This is a genomic window from Rheinheimera metallidurans (assembly GCF_036983985.1).
GTDB lineage: Bacteria > Pseudomonadota > Gammaproteobacteria > Enterobacterales > Alteromonadaceae > Alishewanella > Alishewanella metallidurans.
The window spans coordinates 682,901-700,819 of record NZ_JALAHQ010000002.1; the positions used below are offsets into that span (position 1 = coordinate 682,901).

Here is a 17,919-nt window from a genome sequence, read left to right on the forward strand (position 1 = left end):
TATGGCACCACGCTATGGTTAAACTGGTTATAGTTTAGCCAACATGGCTTCTAACCGCCAGAAAATAATATTTTCCTAAATAATACGTCATATACTACTATTAAAGCGTTTAAACTGAATACGTTAGCTGTTTAGGCATCATTTATGCTAGTGTTGAGTTACAACGGTATTGCACAGATTCAGTGCTTTGCGAGGACAAGTTATGTTTAACGGCAAGACAATTTTAATTACCGGCGGTACTGGCTCCTTCGGTCATAAATATACCGAAACGCTACTTACTCGTTTTAAGCCGAAAAAAATTATTATTTATTCGCGTGATGAATTAAAACAGTACGAAATGCAGCAAAAATTTAATCAAAGCTGCATGCGTTATTTTATTGGTGACGTTCGTGACGAAAGGCGGCTTATTCTTGCTACTCGCGGCGTAGACTTCATTATTCATGCGGCTGCACTAAAGCAGGTGCCCGCAGCGGAATATAACCCAATGGAATGTATTAAAACTAATATTAATGGCGCAGAACACGTTATCAACGCCGCGATAGAAAACAGTGTCGAAAAGGTTATTGCCCTATCTACTGACAAAGCGGCAAACCCGGTTAATTTATATGGCGCCACTAAATTGGCATCCGATAAGCTATTTATTGCTGCTAACAATATCTCCGGCGGCAGCAAACCGCGTTTTTCTGTAGTGCGTTATGGCAATGTGGTGGGCTCGCGAGGCTCCGTAGTGCCGTTTTTTCAGCAACTAATTAACAATAATAGTGGCCACATTCCGATAACTCACCTTGAAATGACCCGATTTTGGATCAGCCTGCAGCAAGGGGTTGATTTCGTTTTAAAGAATTTTGAGCGCATGTTAGGTGGCGAAATTTTTGTGCCGAAAATACCGTCTATTCGTATTATCGATTTGGCGAAGGCAATGGCACCTAATATACCGATTAAACAAGTAGGTATACGTCCTGGCGAAAAACTACATGAAATGATGTGCCCCGGCGATATGTCCTATCACACTTATGAATTTGATGATCATTTTGTCATTGCGCCCGCCATCAAGTTTTTTAATCGTACTAATGATTTTTCGAGTAATGCTTTACACGAAAAAGGTAAGTTAGTCGCTCCCGGTTACGAGTATGCATCAAATACTAACCCTGACTTTTTATCAGTAGAACAAATGCACCAACTTAACCAGGAAGCTCAACCGTGATCCCTTATGGCCGCCAGCACATTACTCAAGCTGATATTGATGCAGTAACCGACGTACTACACAGCGACTTTTTAACCCAAGGGCCAGCTGTACCAGCGTTTGAACAGCGCTTATGTGATCTGGTTAGCGCGCAATATGCTATTGCAGTAAATAGTGCAACCTCAGCACTACATATTGCTTGCTTGGCGCTGGGTGTTGGCCCAGGCAGCAGAGTATGGACATCACCGATTAGCTTTGTCGCCTCAGCTAATTGTGTAAGGTACTGCGGCGCCAGCGTCGACTTTGTTGATATAGAGCCTGACAGTGGCAATATGGCCGTTGATAAACTGCGACAAAAATTAGAGCTGGCACGCAATAATGATACTCTGCCGCAAGTGGTGATACCCGTGCATTTAGCCGGTGCCAGTTGCGATATGCAGCAAATACATTACTTAGCCAATGAATTTGGTTTTAACATTATTGAAGATGCCTCACATGCCGTTGGCGCAAGTTATCAAGACGAAGCCGTAGGCCAATGTCGCTACAGCGATATTACCGTGTTCAGTTTTCATCCAGTAAAAATTATTACGACCGCGGAAGGTGGTGTGGCACTGACCAATAATGCCGAGTTAGCCGATAAAATGTGGTTATTACGCAGCCATGGTATTAGCCGCGATGAAGCGCTAATGACCGAGCCTAGCCACGGTGCATGGTATTATCAGCAGCTAGCTTTAGGCTTCAATTATCGTATGACAGACATTCAGGCCGCTTTAGGGCTTAGTCAAAGTATGCGTTTGTTACCTATTATTCAAAAGCGTCAGCTATTGGCTGCCAACTATAATCGTTTACTCAATGAACTACCGCTTGGCTTGCCCGCGCAAGACGACGACAACATTAGCGCTTGGCATTTATATATTGTCCGCTTAAATGACAAAACCAAACGTAAAACTGTGTTTGATGGCTTAAGAGCGGCCGGTATAGGCGTCAATGTGCATTATATTCCCATTCACACCCAGCCGTACTATCAGCAACTGGGCTTTGACTGGGGCGATTTTCCTGTTGCGGAAGATTTTTATGAGCGCATTATCAGCCTGCCGATGTTCCCGGAATTAACTGGCGAGCAGCAGCAATATATTGCCGATAAACTGGCTGAGTTATTAGCATGAATGTGGCTATTATTCCGGCTCGCGGTGGCAGTAAGCGTATACCTAGAAAAAATATTAAACAATTTGCTGGCCAGCCAATGCTGGCCTACCCTATTTTAGCTGCACTACATAGTGGTTGTTTTGAGCGTGTAATTGTCTCCACTGATGATATAGAAATTGCTGCAATAGCCCAAAAATATGGTGCAGAAACGCTAGCGCTGCGCCCAGCAGCACTGGCTGATGATTATACCGGCACTAGCGCCGTAATCCGCTATGAGCTGGAACAATTACAACACCAGGGCACTACTCCTGAATATTGCTGCTGCATCTATGCTACAACACCGCTATTACAGGCTAATTTGTTAACGACAGCATGGCAAATGCTACAAGCAACAGCATCTCTTAATTATGTTTTTTCGGCCGCACGTTTCTCTTTTCCGATCCAACGCGCTTTAGTGCAAACCGAAACGGGCGTTGCGCCATTTGATACCAGCAGCATAGCTAAACGGTCGCAAGATTTAACACCCACATTTCATGATGCTGGCCAGTTTTATTTCGGTAGAACAGAAGCTTGGCTTACACAACAGCCAGTATTTGGCAACAATAGCCAAATGCTGGTGCTGCCGGATCAGCTAGTGCAAGATATTGATACACCGGAAGACTGGCAACACGCAGAACTACTCTACCAATTACTACAGCAAGCAAAGGCATAAAGTGAAGGTCTTATTTCGCGCCGACGCATCGATTCGCATTGGCTCTGGCCATATCATGCGCTGCTTAACGCTAGCAAAAACATTACAGCAGCAAGGCATGAGCTGTCACTTTGTTTGTCGGCAAACTGACGGCAATTTAATTGATTATGTTGTTGAGCAAGGCTTTGTGGTGTTTAGTCTTTCTGGCACTGCTGAAGATGAAGTAAAGGATGCCAAACAAACACTAGCGCAACTTACTCAGCAGTATCAGCTATTAGTCGTTGATCATTATAAACTAGCTAAAACCTACTGTTTGGCTTTACGTCAACGTTGTCAACAGATAATGGTCATCGACGACTTAGCGAACAGAGCGCACGATTGCGATATTCTGTTAGACCAGAATTTATACCCCAAACTAGAACAACGCTATGCGGGGTTATTACCAAAACATTGCTTGCAGTTGCTAGGCCCACGCTATGCCTTGTTACGTCAAGAATTTTATCAAAGTACTGAGCCGCGCTCTGATTCACATATTCTGATTGGGTTTGGCGGTAGTGATGAGCAAAATTTAACCAGCTTAGCGATTGCAGCTTTACAACAATTAAAGCTTACGCCGATAACGGCCGATATAGTAATTGGGGCGAATAATCCGTGGCGCACTGAGATTGAACAACAAGTAGCGAGCCTGCCCAATGTGAAGCTGCATATTCAATGCAACTACATGGCGACATTAATGCATAAAGCACGACTCATGCTTGGTGCCGGTGGAGCTAGTCATTGGGAACGATGTATTTGTAACCTGCCAGGTCTGGTTGTTACCGTTGCCGAAAATCAGCAGGCGACAACGGCATATCTTGACCACCTTGGCGCTTGTGTTTGGTTGGGTCAGGCTGCTGAAATGTCAGCGCAGTTCTTTGCAGAGCAACTTAGCTACTACCTGTCTCAACCAGCACTGTTGGATGAAATAAGCGAAAAAGCGGCAGCTGTAGTACCAGCAAACGTTGGCACGCCGTTAGTAGTGCAACATATTTTACAGATAATACGAGGACTAGATGGCAACCATTAAACTGGGTCAACATGCTATTGGCGCTAAGCATCCGCCTTTTATCATCGCAGAGTTATCTGGCAACCACGATCAATCACTCGATAAAGCCTTAGCTATGGTTGATGCCGCAGCTAAGTGCGGTGCAAATGCGATAAAAATACAAACCTATACTGCCGACACTATGACACTCGATATTGATACGGGTGAGTTTTACATTGAAGATAAAAATAGTCTCTGGCATGGCACCTCTTTATATAAGTTATATCAAATTGCTTATACGCCATGGGAATGGCACGAGGCTATTTTTGCCCGCGCTAAAGAACTTGGCATGCTTGCCTTTAGCACGCCTTTTGATTTAACGGCGGTAACGTTTTTAGAATCTCTGGATGTTCCTTGTTATAAAATTGCTTCCTTTGAAAATAGTGATCATCCACTGTTAGCCGCGGTGGCTAAAACCGGTAAGCCAGTAATTATGTCAACTGGCATGGCCAGCCAATCTGAATTGGCTGAGTCGGTCGAAGTATTACGGGCCAATGGTTGTAAAGAATTAATTTTACTAAAATGCACCAGCCATTATCCGGCCGAGCCAATTGATGCCAACTTAGCCACTATTCCACACCTCGCTCAGCTATTTGGCTGCCAAGTGGGTTTATCTGATCACACCGCAGGAATTGGTGTCGCCGTAGCTAGTGTTGTACTTGGCGCTACTGTCATTGAAAAGCACTTTGTTTTAGATAGAGCCGAGGGTGGTGTAGATGCCGAGTTTTCATTAGAGCCAGCTGAATTTTCCGCATTAGTACAAGAATGCAAACGCGCCGCGGTAGCACTGGGTAAAGTGACTTACGGCGGTACAGAAAAAGAACAAGCATCACGTAAATTTAGACGTTCATTGTATATTGCCGAAGATATGCAAGCTGGAGATGTTTTTACCAGAGAAAACTTACGCTCAGTGCGCCCCGGGCTTGGTCTAGAGCCTAAATACTTACCCATATTTCTTGGCAAACCAGTTAAAGTTAACCTAAGTAAAGGCACGGCGTTAACTTGGGATCATTTAGGCTAACGCCGGTTATTCGTTAAGGAAGCACAGCCGATGAATTATCTAGTAGCAACAACTAAAAGCTGGAATATCGACGCTTTTCATCTTCACGCACCAGAATTACCCGGCACTTGGCATTTAATTAGTCAACCTGAACAACTTACGGTTGCGTTACTGGATAAATTACAACCTGATTATATCTTCTTTCCCCACTGGAGTTGGCATGTACCCGATGCCATTACTAGCCAGTACCAATGTGTCTGTTTTCATATGACAGACGTGCCTTATGGTAGAGGTGGTAGCCCATTACAAAATTTAATCAGTCTTGGCCATAAAAAAACTATGCTATCTGCCCTAAAAATGACCAGTGAATTAGATAGTGGTGATGTTTATGCAAAAGTACCGCTAGAACTAAATGGTACGGCCCAGCAAATATACCAGCGTGCGTCACTACTGGTTTACCAGATAATACGCCTTATAGTTAGTGTTAACCCGCAACCGCAACCACAACAAGGCACTGCCACTATTTTTCAACGCCGAACTCCAGCCCAAAGTGAATTGCCACCGAACTTAAACCCAGAGCAACTGTATGATTTTATTCGCATGCTGGATGCGAATAACTATCCTCACGCATACATAGAATACGGTAATTGGAAGTTAGAACTCACTCAAGCGGAACCTTGTACAGATGGTACACTACAGGCTAAAGTGCAATTTCATCCGCTTATAGGAAAGCCGCTATGAAAACCGTTGTCATTGTTGCTGCTCATCCCGATGACGAGGTGCTTGGCTGTGCTGGTGCCATTGCGTTGCATCATCAATCTGGTGATAAAGTTCATGTCATTTTTATGGCCGATGGCGAAAACTCTCGTATAGAAGCAACACCACAACACCAAGCTAGACAGTCTGCTGCACATGCTGCATTGTCGGTACTAGGCGCAGCATCCATTACCTTTTTAGATTTTCCAGATAATAAAATGGATTCAGTACCCTTACTTGATATTGTGCAAACACTAGAGCAAGCACTTAAACTTTTGAAGCCTGACACCATTTACACCCATTTTGGTTATGATCTCAACATTGACCATCGCCTTACTTATCAAGCGGTATTAACAGCGTGTCGACCACACCCCGAGCAATCGGTGCAAGCAATATACTGTTTTGAAGTGCCCAGCAGCACTGAATGGAGCGCAGGCACAGACCCTGCATTTCGGCCCAATCTGTTTATCGACATTAGTAGTGTAATTTCCCAAATAACAGCAGCATTAACTTGTTATGAAGCGGAGCTTAGACCATGGCCGCATAGCCGCTCGTTACAAGCCATAACAGCAAAGCAGCGATATCGCGGTAGCTGCGTTGGTTTAGCCGCAGCAGAGGCGTTTATGGTTGAACGCGAAATAAGAACATTAAAATAATGCAGTTAAAAGATGTGCTACATAATCGCTTTACGCCACTTTCACAGCATGAACTGCAGCAGGTTTGGCACTGGCGAAATTTGCCGCATATTAGAGCGAATATGCACAATGACCGCTTAATAAGTTGGCCTGAGCATCAAGCATGGTTTAAGCAATTACAGCAAGATAGTCAAAAAACGTACCTGATACTTTGGCAAAATAACCGCCCTATAGGTACGCTGTACTTTACGCTTATCGCAGACAGTACTTTAGAATGGGGCTGCTATATTGGTGATCAGCAAGTGTGGCCTGGTTCTGGCTTACTATTAGAAATTGCGGCCCTTGATTATGCCGCACGTTGTCACAGCATACTTACACTGCAAGCCGAGGTATTATCATTTAACCACTCGGTAATAAAAATGCATACACTGTTTGATTATCAACTTATCAACCAAGGTGACTATGCTGGAGTCAGAAATAACCAAGCCTATAGCGTAATGACCTTTAACTATCAACTGGCAGACTGGCGGAAAAACCGGAGCAACATATTAGCAAAAATACCGAAGCAGATAGTAGCTGCAGCCAATTTAATTGAATTTAAACATGAGTAGGCTAATAAAGATGAGTGGGTTAACAACATGGAATTAGAGCAAGCTATTCGTAACACGCTAATACAAGTGGCTATTATTGCTAACTGTCAATTAATTGAAAATATTAGCGATGACACCGTGCTGCTGCAAAGCGGGTTAGATTCTTTAGGTTTTGCCATGTTAGTGGCGCAATTAGAAGAGGATTTAGAAATAGATCCCTTTAGCCAAATGCAAATTGCCGTGTATCCACGTACTTTTGCTGAATTTGTCAATATTTATCGGCAAGCTCTGGGTACAGGAAACTAGCCATGAACCTGCTACAAAGGCTAATACAAGCAAATTATCAAACTTTAGCCATAAATGATGAACGTGATACCAGCTATGTACAGCTTATTGAGCAAGCATTGCAGCTAAGGCAGCTACACCCTTATTTACAGCAACAAACCGTTGCTTTGTCATATAGCAACCTAAATGACTTTAGTGTTGCGTTAATTGCTTTTGATGGCTGGTGCAACGCACTGTACTTGCTACCTGAGCCAACCCTGCTATTACCAGAATCCACAATACATTGGCCTACTGATACTCCCGTTAGTGTTTCAAGCCTAAAACAGAATTATGAAGATGACGCACAAACTCAGTGGTATTTAGCAACATCAGGCACAACCGGCACTCCCAAATGGATAAACCATAGTTTTAATAGCTTAAGTCGTGCAATAAAAATATCAGCAACGACTAACTTACATTGGGCTCTATGCTATCAAGCCACACGTTTTGCTGGTTTGCAGGTATTACTGCAAAGTATAGTGTCGGGCGCTATCGTTACTGACTGCAGCATCGGTGAGCCAGAGCAACGTATTGCTTTAATGCAAAAGCATGCTATTAATGCCATATCAGCAACGCCATCGTTATGGCGCCAATTACTGATGACCGGCCAATTAAATACATTATCATTACAGCAACTAACACTTGGTGGTGAAATAGCCGATCAAGTGCTGCTTGATACACTATCAGCTTTATTTCCCAGCGCTAAACTACTGCATATCTATGCTTCTACTGAAGCTGGAGTTGGCTTCGCCGTTGCTGACAAACAAGCTGGTTTTCCCGTTAGTTGGTTAAGCGAAAAAACAAACGGTATAAGGTTTAAAATCGATGATAAGCAGCATCTTTGGTTAAAAACGCCCTGCTCATCAGATTTACACTTAGCGGCGTTACAAAACGAACACGGTTTTATTGACACCACTGATCTGGTTAGCATAGCGCATGACAGAGTGTTTTTTTTAGGTCGAGCTAGCGGCGTCATTAATGTTGGTGGCAATAAGGTGCACCCAGAGCAAGTGGAACAAGTACTATTACAACACCCCGCCGTACTGCAAACTAAAGTGTATGCTAAAGCCAGCAGTGTACTGGGCCAGCTGGTTGTAGCTGATATTGTTATCAATCATGTCAATAACCGCACCAGCACTAGCGCTGAGTATATTGCTAAAAATAACGCAGAAATAAAACGACAGTTACTGCAGCACTGTCAGCAGCAGTTGCTACGCTACCAAGTACCTACACGATTTAATTTTGTTAGCACGTTAACCACTAATGCTAGCGGCAAGCTAAACCGGCAAACTCAAGAGAGAGAATCATAATGAGTCAGTTAGTTATTGTTACCGGCGCTAGCCGAGGTTTAGGCTTAGCTATTTGCCAGCAGCTACTGCTAGCTAACTACACAGTGTTAGCTCTAGCCAGAACGCTAAGCGATAAACTAATACAGCTACAACAGCACAATACCCAGCTGCATTTTATCGCGATAGATTTAAGCCTGCTTGATAATATTCAAGCGTTATGTGCTGATATGGTTAAACAGTATGGCCGACCCTACGCACTTATTAACAATGCAGCAGTAGGCTATGATGGCGTACTAGCAACAATGCACAACTCTGAAATAAGTAACTTACTTAATCTCAATATTCAAGCGCCTATCTTGCTAAGCAAATACTTACTTAGACCGATGTTACTTAATCAAACTGGCCGAATTATTAATATTTCATCCATCATTGCCCGCACTGGCTTTAATGGTTTAAGTGTTTATGCGGCCAGTAAAGCAGCTTTAGAAGGCTTTACTAAGTCATTAGCCCGCGAAGTAGGCAAAGCCGGCATTACAGTAAATTGTGTTGCACCTGGTTATATGCAAACAGAAATGACTAATAGCTTGCAAGGCGACAAGTTAGAAAGCGTCAAGCGGCGCAGCCCACTGGGCCGTTTAGCTACGCCCGATGACGCAGCTAGCGCAGTGTTGTATCTATTAAGCGAGCAAGCCAACGCCATTACCGGCACAACAATTACTGTTGATGCCGGCAGTACGGCATAATCTCTTACCATTGACATTAAGAATTACATTATGCGTTTAAATAATTAACGCACTAAATAATTCACCCGATAAGCCGATAAGTGTTTAGCGCACATCATTTAATTAAATTTGGAATAAGTATGACTAAAACAGTTTATGTCGGTATGAGTGCAGATTTAGTTCACCCTGGCCATTTGAATATTCTGAAAAAAGCCGCGGAATTAGGTGACGTAGTGGTTGGCCTATTAACGGACCAAGCTATTGCTAGTTATAAAAGAGTACCTTTTATGACCTTTGAGCAACGAAAAATCGTAGTAGAAAACATTAAAGGGGTGAGTAAAGTTATCCCACAAACCACCTTAGATTATGTGCCTAATTTAGAACTATTAAAGCCGGATTTTGTTGTTCATGGCGACGACTGGCAAGAAGGCGTGCAAGCGAAAACGAGGCAGCGGGTAATTGATGCCTTAGCACAATGGGGCGGTAAACTCGTTGAGGTGCCCTACACCCAAGGTATTTCCTCCACCCGTTTGCATGCAGCCATGAAAGAAATTGGTACTACGCCAGATGTCCGTTTGCGCTCATTACGTCGCATGTTAGCCGCGAAACCCTTACTGCGTTTTTTAGATATTCACAACGCATTGTCTGGTTTAATTATTGAAAACACTAAAGTAAATACACCAAATGGCTTGCAAGAATTTGATGGTATGTGGGGCAGCAGCCTGACGGATTCAACCGGAAAAGGTAAGCCTGATATTGAAGCGGTAGATGTATCATCACGCATGGTGACATTAAACGAAGTACTGGAAGTGACCACTAAACCCATTATTTATGATGGTGACACCGGCGGTAAAACCGAGCACTTTGTATTTACCGTAAAAACGCTAGAACGGCTTGGTGTGTCTGCGGTGATTATTGAAGATAAAACCGGCTTGAAGAAAAACTCATTATTTGGCACTGATGTTGAGCAAACTCAAGATAGTATTGAAAACTTTAGCGCCAAAATTCGCGCAGGTAAAAATGCCCAAGCTACCCGTGATTTTATGATTATTGCTCGCATTGAAAGCCTAATTTTGGGTAAGGGTGTTGAGCATGCAATAGAAAGAGCTAAAGCTTTTCTTGATGCTGGTGCAGATGGCATTATGATCCACAGTAGAGACAAAACGCCCGATGAAGTTTTTGATTTCTGCAAAATATATAACCAGTTAGAAAATCGTAAAACTCTGGTAGCAGTACCATCTAGCTATAACAAAGTGACGGAAAAGGAGCTGATGGCTCATGGTGTTAATGTAGTAATTTACGCAAATCAATTATTGCGCAGTGCCTATCCCGCCATGGTTAAAACCGCACAATCTATTCTGACGTATAGCCGTTCAGCAGAAGCCGATGCCGACATGATGCCTATTAAGCAAATTCTTGAGTTAATCCCGGGAGGAAAGTAAATGATAAGCCCAGCAGTTTTTTTTACCGAGCTGGATAAGCTTAGCATTAGCTTTTTTACCGGAGTGCCTGACTCTTTATTACAAAGTTTCTGTGCGTATATAGAAGATAATTTGCCCAAAAGCCAACACACCATCACAGCAAACGAAGGTAATGCTTTAGCTATGGCGGCAGGTTATTACCTTGGTACCGGTAAGCCTGCTTGTGTGTATATGCAAAATTCTGGATTAGGTAATGTGGTGAATCCTCTGACCTCACTGACAGATGCAGAGGTTTACCGCATTCCTGCCCTGCTTGTTATCGGCTGGCGTGGCGAACCCGGAGTGAAAGATGAGCCGCAGCACATAAAACAAGGCAGGATCACACCACAAATGCTGGAACTATTAGGGGTTCCGTATTTTAGTCTGAATGCACAAAGTGATGTTCAGGACTTGCTTTTACAAGCAACAACAATAATGCAGCAGACTCAGAGTCCAGTCGCATTATTGGTTCATAAAGACACCTTCGTAAGTTATAAATCGGCTCAGGATACAACACCCGTCAGCACGTTTAGCAGAGAAGCTGCTCTTAAAACGCTATTGGATTTATCTGACGCTGACACAGCTATGATAGCGACAACAGGAAAGACCTCACGCGAACTCTATGAATTAAGAGAACAAGCTGGCCAAGCTCAGCGAGATTTTTTAACGGTAGGTTCTATGGGTCATGCCAGCTCAATAGCTCTGGGACTTGCGCTATCACGACCTGATAAAAAGGTCACTTGCCTTGACGGTGATGGTGCCCTGCTGATGCATCTTGGTGCCGCAGCTATAATAGGGCAAAGTAAAGCTAGCAACTTGCTGCATGTAGTATTGAATAATTGTGCTCATGAGTCTGTTGGTGGTCAGCGGACGGTTGCTGGCAATATCGATCTGCAATCGATGGCACTAGCTCTTGGCTATCGTCACTATTTTAGGGCATCATCAGCCGAAGAATTAAACGGGCTATGGCCAGAGTGTGCGGCTGCAGCTGGCCCCAATCTGTTAGAAATAAGCATTGCTTGTGGTTCTAGAACAAACCTAGCTAGACCTCACAATACCCCTGAACAAAATAAGCAGGCTTTTATGGAACACCTTGATCATGTCAACCACTGATATTTGGACTCACCACCAACCCATTCGTATAAGTAATGGGCCTTTGCAGGAAACTTTGCTAGCTTCTTTAAAGCTAATTCTGCCTACCGAGCAGATTAAACCCCAAGACTCTATCGTACTGATAACCACGGCAGGCTTTACCAAACGCGGAATAACAGCACAATTGGCTGAATGGCTTTCTCCACTGAAGCTACTAGTTATAGATGAAGTCACAGCTAATCCAGACATTGACACTATAGATAGCTGGATAAACCACTATTCAAAGCAACCCATTGCGGCTGTGATAGGCCTTGGAGGAGGTAGTGCCATGGACGCAGCAAAAGCCATGGCAGTAATGCAGTCGTTGGCTAAAACCGAACGTTCACCTCTAAATAAATTATTTCGAGAAAAAAGCATTAAACAACCGAATTCCAGGCTACCACTGTTGTTAATTCCAACTACTGCAGGTACTGGCTCTGAAGTAACGCCTTTCGCTACTATTTGGGATAACAGACACAAACAAAAACACTCGTTAACCAGCGACAGTGTTTATCCGGATATCGCATTACTGGATGCAAGCCTAACCTTGAGCCTGCCAATCGATGAAACGTTGTATTCAGGTTTAGATGCTTTATCGCATAGCCTTGAATCGTTATGGAACAAACACAGTACGCCCATTAGTGAAGCCTATGCCAAACAAGCTATTGCCCTGTTGGCGACTCATTTCACAACAGTATTAATCACCCCATCCAATTTTGCGGCTCGTCAGGGAATGCAAATGGCCAGTTTATTAGCTGGTTTGGCAATTAGCACAACAAAGACAGCTATCGCCCACGCGATTAGTTACCCTCTCACTAGCCACTATGCCCTGCCCCATGGGCTTGCATGTAGTTTTACCTTGCCCGCATTACTGGAAATGGTGCAATCCTCAACAGAGCTTTCTCATTTGAGTTCTACCCTGCGACAAGCGCAAAGCTTATTGCAACAACTACCTCTGAACGAGGCTCTGCAAGCTAAAATCAATTTCTCACAAATTTATAGCCATACAAATGAAATGTTTCATCCTGACAGAGCGGGTAATTTTATCATGCCATTTGCGACTTCAGATCTGTTAAAACTATTGCAGCACAGTGAAGTACTCCTTAAAACGGCACTAGTATCAGCAGAGCTATCAGCGCTATTGCCACAATGAATGCTATAGGTATAACTAAGGCAGTAGTGAGTGCAGCGGTGACTCCCGACGGGTAAGGTTGAGTAATACAAGCATAAGACGCCCGGCTGATTTTTGTCGCAGGTATTCCTAGATCTTCCGTCAGCTTAGCTTTAATCTCATGAAAGAATGTGCTGGCAACAATAATACAATCAATAGTGTCGATGTCCTGCTTTAATTGAACAGGGCTGATGACGGGCAGACCACAGAATTGACCACCGTGCAGCTTGGTATTATTGTCGCACACAGCGACAGCATGAAACCCTCCGCTCAGATTGGCCAACGCGCGCTCGCCACCAGTACCTGCACCAAATACAATAGTGCGCAGAGCCGGCGCGTAATCAGCGCCTAGCAAATCACCATGATACAAGTAGTGCATATTGCCGAACCTGTACCGCAGAGCCCATAACACTTGAAGTGCGTCGCAACGAAAAACCCGTACTTTCTCACCAATACCTCCCTTCAAAAGCAATAAGCGACGATGACGCCAGATTAATATCTGCCATAGCGTAGCAACCACTGCCTCGTCAGCGCTTGCTTGTCCCGACTGCACAGCGCTTCGGTAATCAAGCCATTGCTGGGTTGTCAGTTGATGCAGCCTAAATACACCGACGTTACCAGCTGCAAACGTCATCGTTTCCGACAGCAGGTTCTGGTACAACAAAGGTATATTTAACACTCTGGGCTTAGGTTTCATTGGTTTTGCGGTAAAATTATTCGCATGCCGGCGATACTTCACCAACACCTGCGGGAAATAATGCACGCCGTTACTGAGTAAGGCTCGGAAATACATCAAGTGATCTTCGTAGCAAGGCTTGGCGGTCGGAGTACCAAACTGCATGTATACATCTCGTCTGTAAGCCAAAGCTGCGCCAATATAAGGTAATGGAAACGGATTTCTTAGATAGTCATGCAATGCCATACTCTGTGGCCATTGATAAGGTTGCTTTTGGATCCGGTATTGCACTGTGCGGCTGCCTGAAAATAAATGCCCGACCTCATTAATTTCTTCAAGCGCATGAGCAACGAGCGCAGGCTTACCATGAGCAAGCCATTCTTCAACAATTCGGCTAACCCGGTTTGGTGTGGAAATATCATCACCAGCGGATGCAACAACTAGCTCACCATCCACTAGATTATCCATAATATGGATAAAGTGCCGACCTATACCCAGATTCTTATCGTTTCTATTTAGCGTTAACTGATGCGGACCAGAATATTGAGCTGTAATGGATTCAATAATACGGTAAGTATCATCAGATGAAGCATCATCTGAAATAATGATCTGCAGGTTGCTATAATCTTGAGCTAATGCAGCAGTTACAGCCTGCTCGATAAAGTCAGCTTGCTGATAACAAAAGACAAACAACGACACCCGCGGCAATGAAACCATGATAACCCCAAAATTTTTATTTATTTTATACAGTTATCACTTTACTATGCCACTGACAATAATCAACTTTTCAGAGTTTATTATGAGCTGGAAGACGTTTTTAACATTTCTTGGTTACCATTGGCGCTATCATGCTGCACTTATTGCTTCTTGGCTTATTCCGCGCAGTAAAAAAATCTGGGTTGTCGGCGGTTCAAAAGGTCTTCGCTTTGCCGACAATGCTCGGCATTTTGCTCTCCAAGCTAAACGTCAGTGGCCAAAACAAACTATTATCTGGATATCTCCCTCTGCCGAAATTCGCGCAGAAGCCATTCGCGCAGGCATCAACAGTTATCATCCCACCAGCTTGTTAGGTATTTGGTACAGCCTGCGAGCTAGTTGGCATATATTTGACACCAGTTTCAAAGACATTAATGAATTTACCGGCATAGGCGCTAAGTGGTTGAACTTGTGGCATGGAGTGCCGTTAAAAAGTCTTGATAACATTAAACCTTGGCCAAGCACTGATACGTTAAGCCGCCTGCATGACTGGTGGTATCGCAAGAACAGCCAATACCATAAAAAGTATCTCGCCTACCCGACATTAGCCCATTTTGATTACATGAGTCAGATACTTGATCTACCATTGGCGAATATTATTGCAGCAAACCTGCCTCGCAATCAGCAATTACTCACTGCTCCAAGCCCTGATTTGTCATCTGAAGAGCTTCAACTACGGCAGCAGTTAAAACAAACTGGAAAAACCTTGATTGGTTACTTTCCGACCTGGCGTGATACAGGTATGGATAAATTTATGGGCGCGTTGAATACTGAAGATATTAGTGCGCTTAATGCATTGCTGGAAAAACACAACACTTTATTGATCACGAAATGGCATAGTTGCTCCTATGTTGAGTATCAACACAGAGGAGTCAGTCAAACTGCAGCCGAGATTGACCAGAATCTTGCTCAATCATCACATATTATGGCGTTGCCTTTTCAGTGCGATTTAAACACCGTGCTCGATTGTTGTAGCATGCTTATAAGTGACTACTCGGGTGTATTGATCGATTACTTGTTGCTACAACGCCCGATAATCCAGATCCCGTATGATCAAGAAGAATATAAGATGTTTACCGGAGTTATGCCGGATTATGAGCAATTCGCAGCCGAAGCTGGCCCACTAGCTGAGAATTTCACCCAGTTATTAAATCAATTAGAACGTTACCTAAACCACAGCGATGATTGGCAAAAAGAGTATAAACTTAGTCAGGAAAAGCTAAAACACTACTATTTTGCAACGACTGACAGTATTACAGCGTTAGAATCAGTGCTACAACCAATGCAGTAACCCTGCAGCCAATAAAAAAGTCGATAACAGCCAGAACGCGGCAACAGTAAAAGCCGCAACGTAATAAAGAGGATTGGCTTTTTTCAGCAAGGATACAGATAAACGTATAATTTTTTCAGGAGCAATATTCTCTTCGAATACTAACTGACGGTGGATCTGTAAGCCGTATGTGCTGGCAACAATAATCTTATCTACAGGGAAGTCACGGAGCTCTTGTGCAGAAATGATCGGAAAACCATTTAACATTTGGCCATGTTTGCGTTTGTCATTATCTGCGAAAACAACAAGTTCATAATCACATTTAAGATACTCATACGCATTCAGCCCGCCGCTGCCGGCACCGAATAAAGCAATACGTGGTTTTGTAGCCATAGAGCTGTCCTTCCGCGAGATTATTAATAAACTTGCTTAGAATGTAACCCAGCCGCTTTAAACTGTTCAAAACTAGATTCTTGCAAGTTTGCGTAGTCTGTCAACTGCATCTGACGTTTTGGCGTTCGCCAATCGCCATAAACAAAGTTCAAATAGGACTCTTTGTCTATGGGCACTGGAACGTCAACACCCTGCCAATTTAACCAATCCTGACCTGAAAAATGTTTGGCTGGCGCATACCACATCCCCAAACTTGGCATGTGCCTGCTTTGCCCTTGTTGTTCTTGCCGCACACTGAAAGAAACGGTAAAAGGTCGCACCAGCTCAGAATTTGGCCACCGAAGCAATACGCTTTGGATTTGCTCAGTTACATCGCACAACACGTCGATGGACCAACCATCAGGAACCTGCAATCTCGCCATTTGTTCAGCCAGCCAGGGAGAAAACAGCGGAGCTACATCTGTCGTAATAGCAAAATCCACATCATCATCCCAAGGGATAATATCACCGTCTCGTACTAACCCTAGTAAGGTGCCAAAATCGACCCACAATTTCAGGTTATCATGCAATGCTTGCGCTGATAATTCTGCGATCAGAACACGAGCGAGTTCTAAAGTAGGCTTATGCTCAAATGGCCGAACCGTTTTTAGCTGCTCTTTTGCCGGCACAACGATCCGGTTTTCATCAACCAGAAGCTCTTCGATAAGCTGCTTTCTAACATCAGCCACCCATTGCGTGGTAATTACAATTTCATCGTAAACAAGCGTCGATAATGCTTCGATATTGTAAACAGGTAAACCAGCATACTCTGTGCCGTGCTTGCGGCTATCATTATCGATAAAACCGACAAACTGACAGTGCTCTCTCTGGTTGTTTATGTAGTTAACTGCGCCTGGGCCAGCGCCGAATAATAATGCTCTTTTCATCACGCACTCCTATACATAATCAATATGGTGCAATTTTACTATGGCGTTTTTAATCTCTTCAGGCGAGCACCACATCATTACGTCAATTATTGACAAGCCGGCTTCAAAAGTACGACCAGTGGCATGATAAACGAAGGGATCAAAATAAGAAAAACCCAGCTTGATATCAGCGCGTTCAAATGCCGCCGGATCAAATAACCGCAAACCACTACTCGGGTTGATATAGGTGTTAGCACCATATTGACGACTGATCTCTAACGCCCAATCACCTGGTGCCATATCAGGCGAAAACGTTAGATCAAGTTCTGAACAAATCTGGTAATTAAAAGACATACCCAGATAAGAGGTTACTGCTTTAAGTGATTGTATATTGAGTGTAACTAAACGATTGTCAGCCACTGCAGCAAAGCATTCCTTTACCAAGCTAACCACTTGTTTGTAATAAGGCGCAACTTTGCAGTAATGGCTTAACTTTCCTAGTAACTCATCACGGCTAGCGTCCAAGTCTTTCACTAAAATCTGAGATGTTGCAATACCAAGAGTAGCATTTTCGACAGGTATTGAAATATATTGCCAGCCTTGTTTCGGATGTAAAATCCGATTTCTATTCATCCAGCTTTTACGAGTATATTGGCTTATATCAAATACAATCCAGCTATCGCAGGCCGAAATTAGCGCAAAATGTCCTAAATAAGGAAAGAAATATGGCTGCATTA

General features: G+C 43.6%; 19 protein-coding genes. 15 read left to right on the forward strand and 4 right to left on the reverse strand.

The features are described 5' to 3' along the window. Positions 1 to 202 precede the first annotated feature (202 nt). The 14 genes from pseB (at position 203) to MN199_RS08635 (ending at position 13,164) form a co-directional block, all read left to right on the forward strand. On the forward strand, positions 203 to 1,204 hold the full coding sequence (gene pseB / locus MN199_RS08570) for a UDP-N-acetylglucosamine 4,6-dehydratase (inverting) (RefSeq protein WP_335739105.1): 1,002 nt from the start codon (positions 203 to 205) through the stop codon (positions 1,202 to 1,204). Continuing rightward, the gene (gene pseC, locus MN199_RS08575) at positions 1,201 to 2,349 is read left to right on the forward strand and encodes a UDP-4-amino-4,6-dideoxy-N-acetyl-beta-L-altrosamine transaminase (protein ID WP_335739106.1); all 1,149 of its coding nucleotides are present in this window, start codon (positions 1,201 to 1,203) and stop codon (positions 2,347 to 2,349) included. The genes pseB and pseC overlap by 4 nt, the downstream gene beginning before the upstream one ends. Next, a complete protein-coding gene (gene pseF / locus MN199_RS08580; RefSeq protein ID WP_335739107.1) occupies positions 2,346 to 3,041 on the forward strand; it encodes a pseudaminic acid cytidylyltransferase in 696 nt (231 codons plus the stop codon). Before pseC ends, pseF begins: the two co-directional genes overlap by 4 nt. 1 nt (position 3,042) lies before the next feature. After that, complete coding sequence (gene pseG, locus MN199_RS08585; RefSeq protein WP_335739108.1) at positions 3,043 to 4,086, forward strand: UDP-2,4-diacetamido-2,4,6-trideoxy-beta-L-altropyranose hydrolase; 1,044 nt, start codon at positions 3,043 to 3,045, stop codon at positions 4,084 to 4,086. Continuing rightward, on the forward strand, positions 4,073 to 5,125 hold the full coding sequence (pseI, locus tag MN199_RS08590; RefSeq protein WP_335739109.1) for a pseudaminic acid synthase: 1,053 nt from the start codon (positions 4,073 to 4,075) through the stop codon (positions 5,123 to 5,125). Before pseG ends, pseI begins: the two co-directional genes overlap by 14 nt. 30 nt (positions 5,126 to 5,155) lie before the next feature. Next, entirely contained in the window at positions 5,156 to 5,845 is a 690-nt protein-coding gene (locus MN199_RS08595; protein WP_335739110.1) for a formyl transferase, read from the forward strand. Continuing rightward, the gene (locus MN199_RS08600; protein ID WP_335739111.1) at positions 5,842 to 6,516 is read left to right on the forward strand and encodes a PIG-L deacetylase family protein; all 675 of its coding nucleotides are present in this window, start codon (positions 5,842 to 5,844) and stop codon (positions 6,514 to 6,516) included. Before MN199_RS08595 ends, MN199_RS08600 begins: the two co-directional genes overlap by 4 nt. Then, a complete protein-coding gene (pseH, locus tag MN199_RS08605; RefSeq protein ID WP_335739112.1) occupies positions 6,516 to 7,106 on the forward strand; it encodes a UDP-4-amino-4,6-dideoxy-N-acetyl-beta-L-altrosamine N-acetyltransferase in 591 nt (196 codons plus the stop codon). The genes MN199_RS08600 and pseH overlap by 1 nt, the downstream gene beginning before the upstream one ends. 27 nt (positions 7,107 to 7,133) lie before the next feature. Next, the gene (locus tag MN199_RS08610; RefSeq protein ID WP_335739113.1) at positions 7,134 to 7,391 is read left to right on the forward strand and encodes an acyl carrier protein; all 258 of its coding nucleotides are present in this window, start codon (positions 7,134 to 7,136) and stop codon (positions 7,389 to 7,391) included. A gap of 2 nt (positions 7,392 to 7,393) precedes the next feature. Continuing rightward, positions 7,394 to 8,719 (forward strand): AMP-binding protein, encoded by a 1,326-nt coding sequence (locus MN199_RS08615; protein WP_335739114.1) that lies wholly within the window; start codon positions 7,394 to 7,396, stop codon positions 8,717 to 8,719. Next, the gene (locus MN199_RS08620; protein ID WP_335739115.1) at positions 8,719 to 9,441 is read left to right on the forward strand and encodes an SDR family NAD(P)-dependent oxidoreductase; all 723 of its coding nucleotides are present in this window, start codon (positions 8,719 to 8,721) and stop codon (positions 9,439 to 9,441) included. Before MN199_RS08615 ends, MN199_RS08620 begins: the two co-directional genes overlap by 1 nt. A 119-nt stretch (positions 9,442 to 9,560) precedes the next feature. Next, entirely contained in the window at positions 9,561 to 10,862 is a 1,302-nt protein-coding gene (aepX, locus tag MN199_RS08625) for a phosphoenolpyruvate mutase (RefSeq protein WP_335739116.1), read from the forward strand. Next, positions 10,863 to 11,993 (forward strand): phosphonopyruvate decarboxylase, encoded by a 1,131-nt coding sequence (gene aepY, locus MN199_RS08630; RefSeq protein ID WP_335739117.1) that lies wholly within the window; start codon positions 10,863 to 10,865, stop codon positions 11,991 to 11,993. Continuing rightward, positions 11,980 to 13,164, forward strand: a complete 1,185-nt coding sequence (locus tag MN199_RS08635; RefSeq protein ID WP_335739118.1) for a phosphonoacetaldehyde reductase — start codon at positions 11,980 to 11,982, stop codon at positions 13,162 to 13,164. Before aepY ends, MN199_RS08635 begins: the two co-directional genes overlap by 14 nt. Here the strand turns inward: MN199_RS08635 and MN199_RS08640 are convergent. Beyond that, on the reverse strand, positions 13,115 to 14,575 hold the full coding sequence (locus tag MN199_RS08640) for a glycosyltransferase (RefSeq protein WP_335739119.1): 1,461 nt from the start codon (positions 14,573 to 14,575) through the stop codon (positions 13,115 to 13,117). The genes MN199_RS08635 and MN199_RS08640 overlap by 50 nt on opposite strands. A gap of 82 nt (positions 14,576 to 14,657) precedes the next feature. Between MN199_RS08640 and MN199_RS08645 the strand changes: the two genes are divergently transcribed. Continuing rightward, positions 14,658 to 15,905, forward strand: coding sequence for a CDP-glycerol glycerophosphotransferase family protein (locus tag MN199_RS08645; RefSeq protein ID WP_335739120.1), 1,248 nt, complete (start codon positions 14,658 to 14,660; stop codon positions 15,903 to 15,905). Here MN199_RS08645 and MN199_RS08650 read toward each other — a convergent pair. The 3 genes from MN199_RS08650 to MN199_RS08660 are packed head-to-tail and all read right to left on the reverse strand — an operon-like array spanning position 15,888 to position 17,917. After that, positions 15,888 to 16,277 carry a nucleoside-diphosphate sugar epimerase/dehydratase gene (locus MN199_RS08650; protein WP_335739121.1) on the reverse strand — a complete coding sequence of 130 codons (390 nt, stop codon included), beginning with the start codon at positions 16,275 to 16,277 and terminating at the stop codon, positions 15,888 to 15,890. The two genes, MN199_RS08645 and MN199_RS08650, sit on opposite strands and share 18 nt — an antisense overlap. 23 nt (positions 16,278 to 16,300) lie before the next feature. Further along, positions 16,301 to 17,203, reverse strand: coding sequence for a nucleoside-diphosphate sugar epimerase/dehydratase (locus MN199_RS08655; protein WP_335739122.1), 903 nt, complete (start codon positions 17,201 to 17,203; stop codon positions 16,301 to 16,303). A 9-nt stretch (positions 17,204 to 17,212) separates the two neighbouring features. Further along, complete coding sequence (locus MN199_RS08660; protein WP_335739123.1) at positions 17,213 to 17,917, reverse strand: WbqC family protein; 705 nt, start codon at positions 17,915 to 17,917, stop codon at positions 17,213 to 17,215. Positions 17,918 to 17,919 lie beyond the last annotated feature (2 nt).

Bases quoted from the DNA above. Each gene is read 5' to 3' on its own strand.
- pseB (WP_335739105.1), top strand. From the start codon at position 203: ATGTTTAACGGCAAGACAATTTTAATTACCGGCGGTACTGGCTCCTTC.
- pseF (WP_335739107.1), top strand. From the start codon at position 2,346: ATGAATGTGGCTATTATTCCGGCTCGCGGTGGCAGTAAGCGTATACCT.
- pseI (WP_335739109.1), top strand. From the start codon at position 4,073: ATGGCAACCATTAAACTGGGTCAACATGCTATTGGCGCTAAGCATCCG.
- MN199_RS08595 (WP_335739110.1), top strand. From the start codon at position 5,156: ATGAATTATCTAGTAGCAACAACTAAAAGCTGGAATATCGACGCTTTT.
- MN199_RS08600 (WP_335739111.1), top strand. From the start codon at position 5,842: ATGAAAACCGTTGTCATTGTTGCTGCTCATCCCGATGACGAGGTGCTT.
- pseH (WP_335739112.1), top strand. From the start codon at position 6,516: ATGCAGTTAAAAGATGTGCTACATAATCGCTTTACGCCACTTTCACAG.
- MN199_RS08610 (WP_335739113.1), top strand. From the start codon at position 7,134: ATGGAATTAGAGCAAGCTATTCGTAACACGCTAATACAAGTGGCTATT.
- MN199_RS08615 (WP_335739114.1), top strand. From the start codon at position 7,394: ATGAACCTGCTACAAAGGCTAATACAAGCAAATTATCAAACTTTAGCC.
- MN199_RS08620 (WP_335739115.1), top strand. From the start codon at position 8,719: ATGAGTCAGTTAGTTATTGTTACCGGCGCTAGCCGAGGTTTAGGCTTA.
- aepX (WP_335739116.1), top strand. From the start codon at position 9,561: ATGACTAAAACAGTTTATGTCGGTATGAGTGCAGATTTAGTTCACCCT.
- aepY (WP_335739117.1), top strand. From the start codon at position 10,863: ATGATAAGCCCAGCAGTTTTTTTTACCGAGCTGGATAAGCTTAGCATT.
- MN199_RS08635 (WP_335739118.1), top strand. From the start codon at position 11,980: ATGTCAACCACTGATATTTGGACTCACCACCAACCCATTCGTATAAGT.
- MN199_RS08640 (WP_335739119.1), bottom strand. From the start codon at position 14,575: ATGGTTTCATTGCCGCGGGTGTCGTTGTTTGTCTTTTGTTATCAGCAA.
- MN199_RS08645 (WP_335739120.1), top strand. From the start codon at position 14,658: ATGAGCTGGAAGACGTTTTTAACATTTCTTGGTTACCATTGGCGCTAT.
- MN199_RS08650 (WP_335739121.1), bottom strand. From the start codon at position 16,277: ATGGCTACAAAACCACGTATTGCTTTATTCGGTGCCGGCAGCGGCGGG.
- MN199_RS08655 (WP_335739122.1), bottom strand. From the start codon at position 17,203: ATGAAAAGAGCATTATTATTCGGCGCTGGCCCAGGCGCAGTTAACTAC.
- MN199_RS08660 (WP_335739123.1), bottom strand. From the start codon at position 17,917: ATGCAGCCATATTTCTTTCCTTATTTAGGACATTTTGCGCTAATTTCG.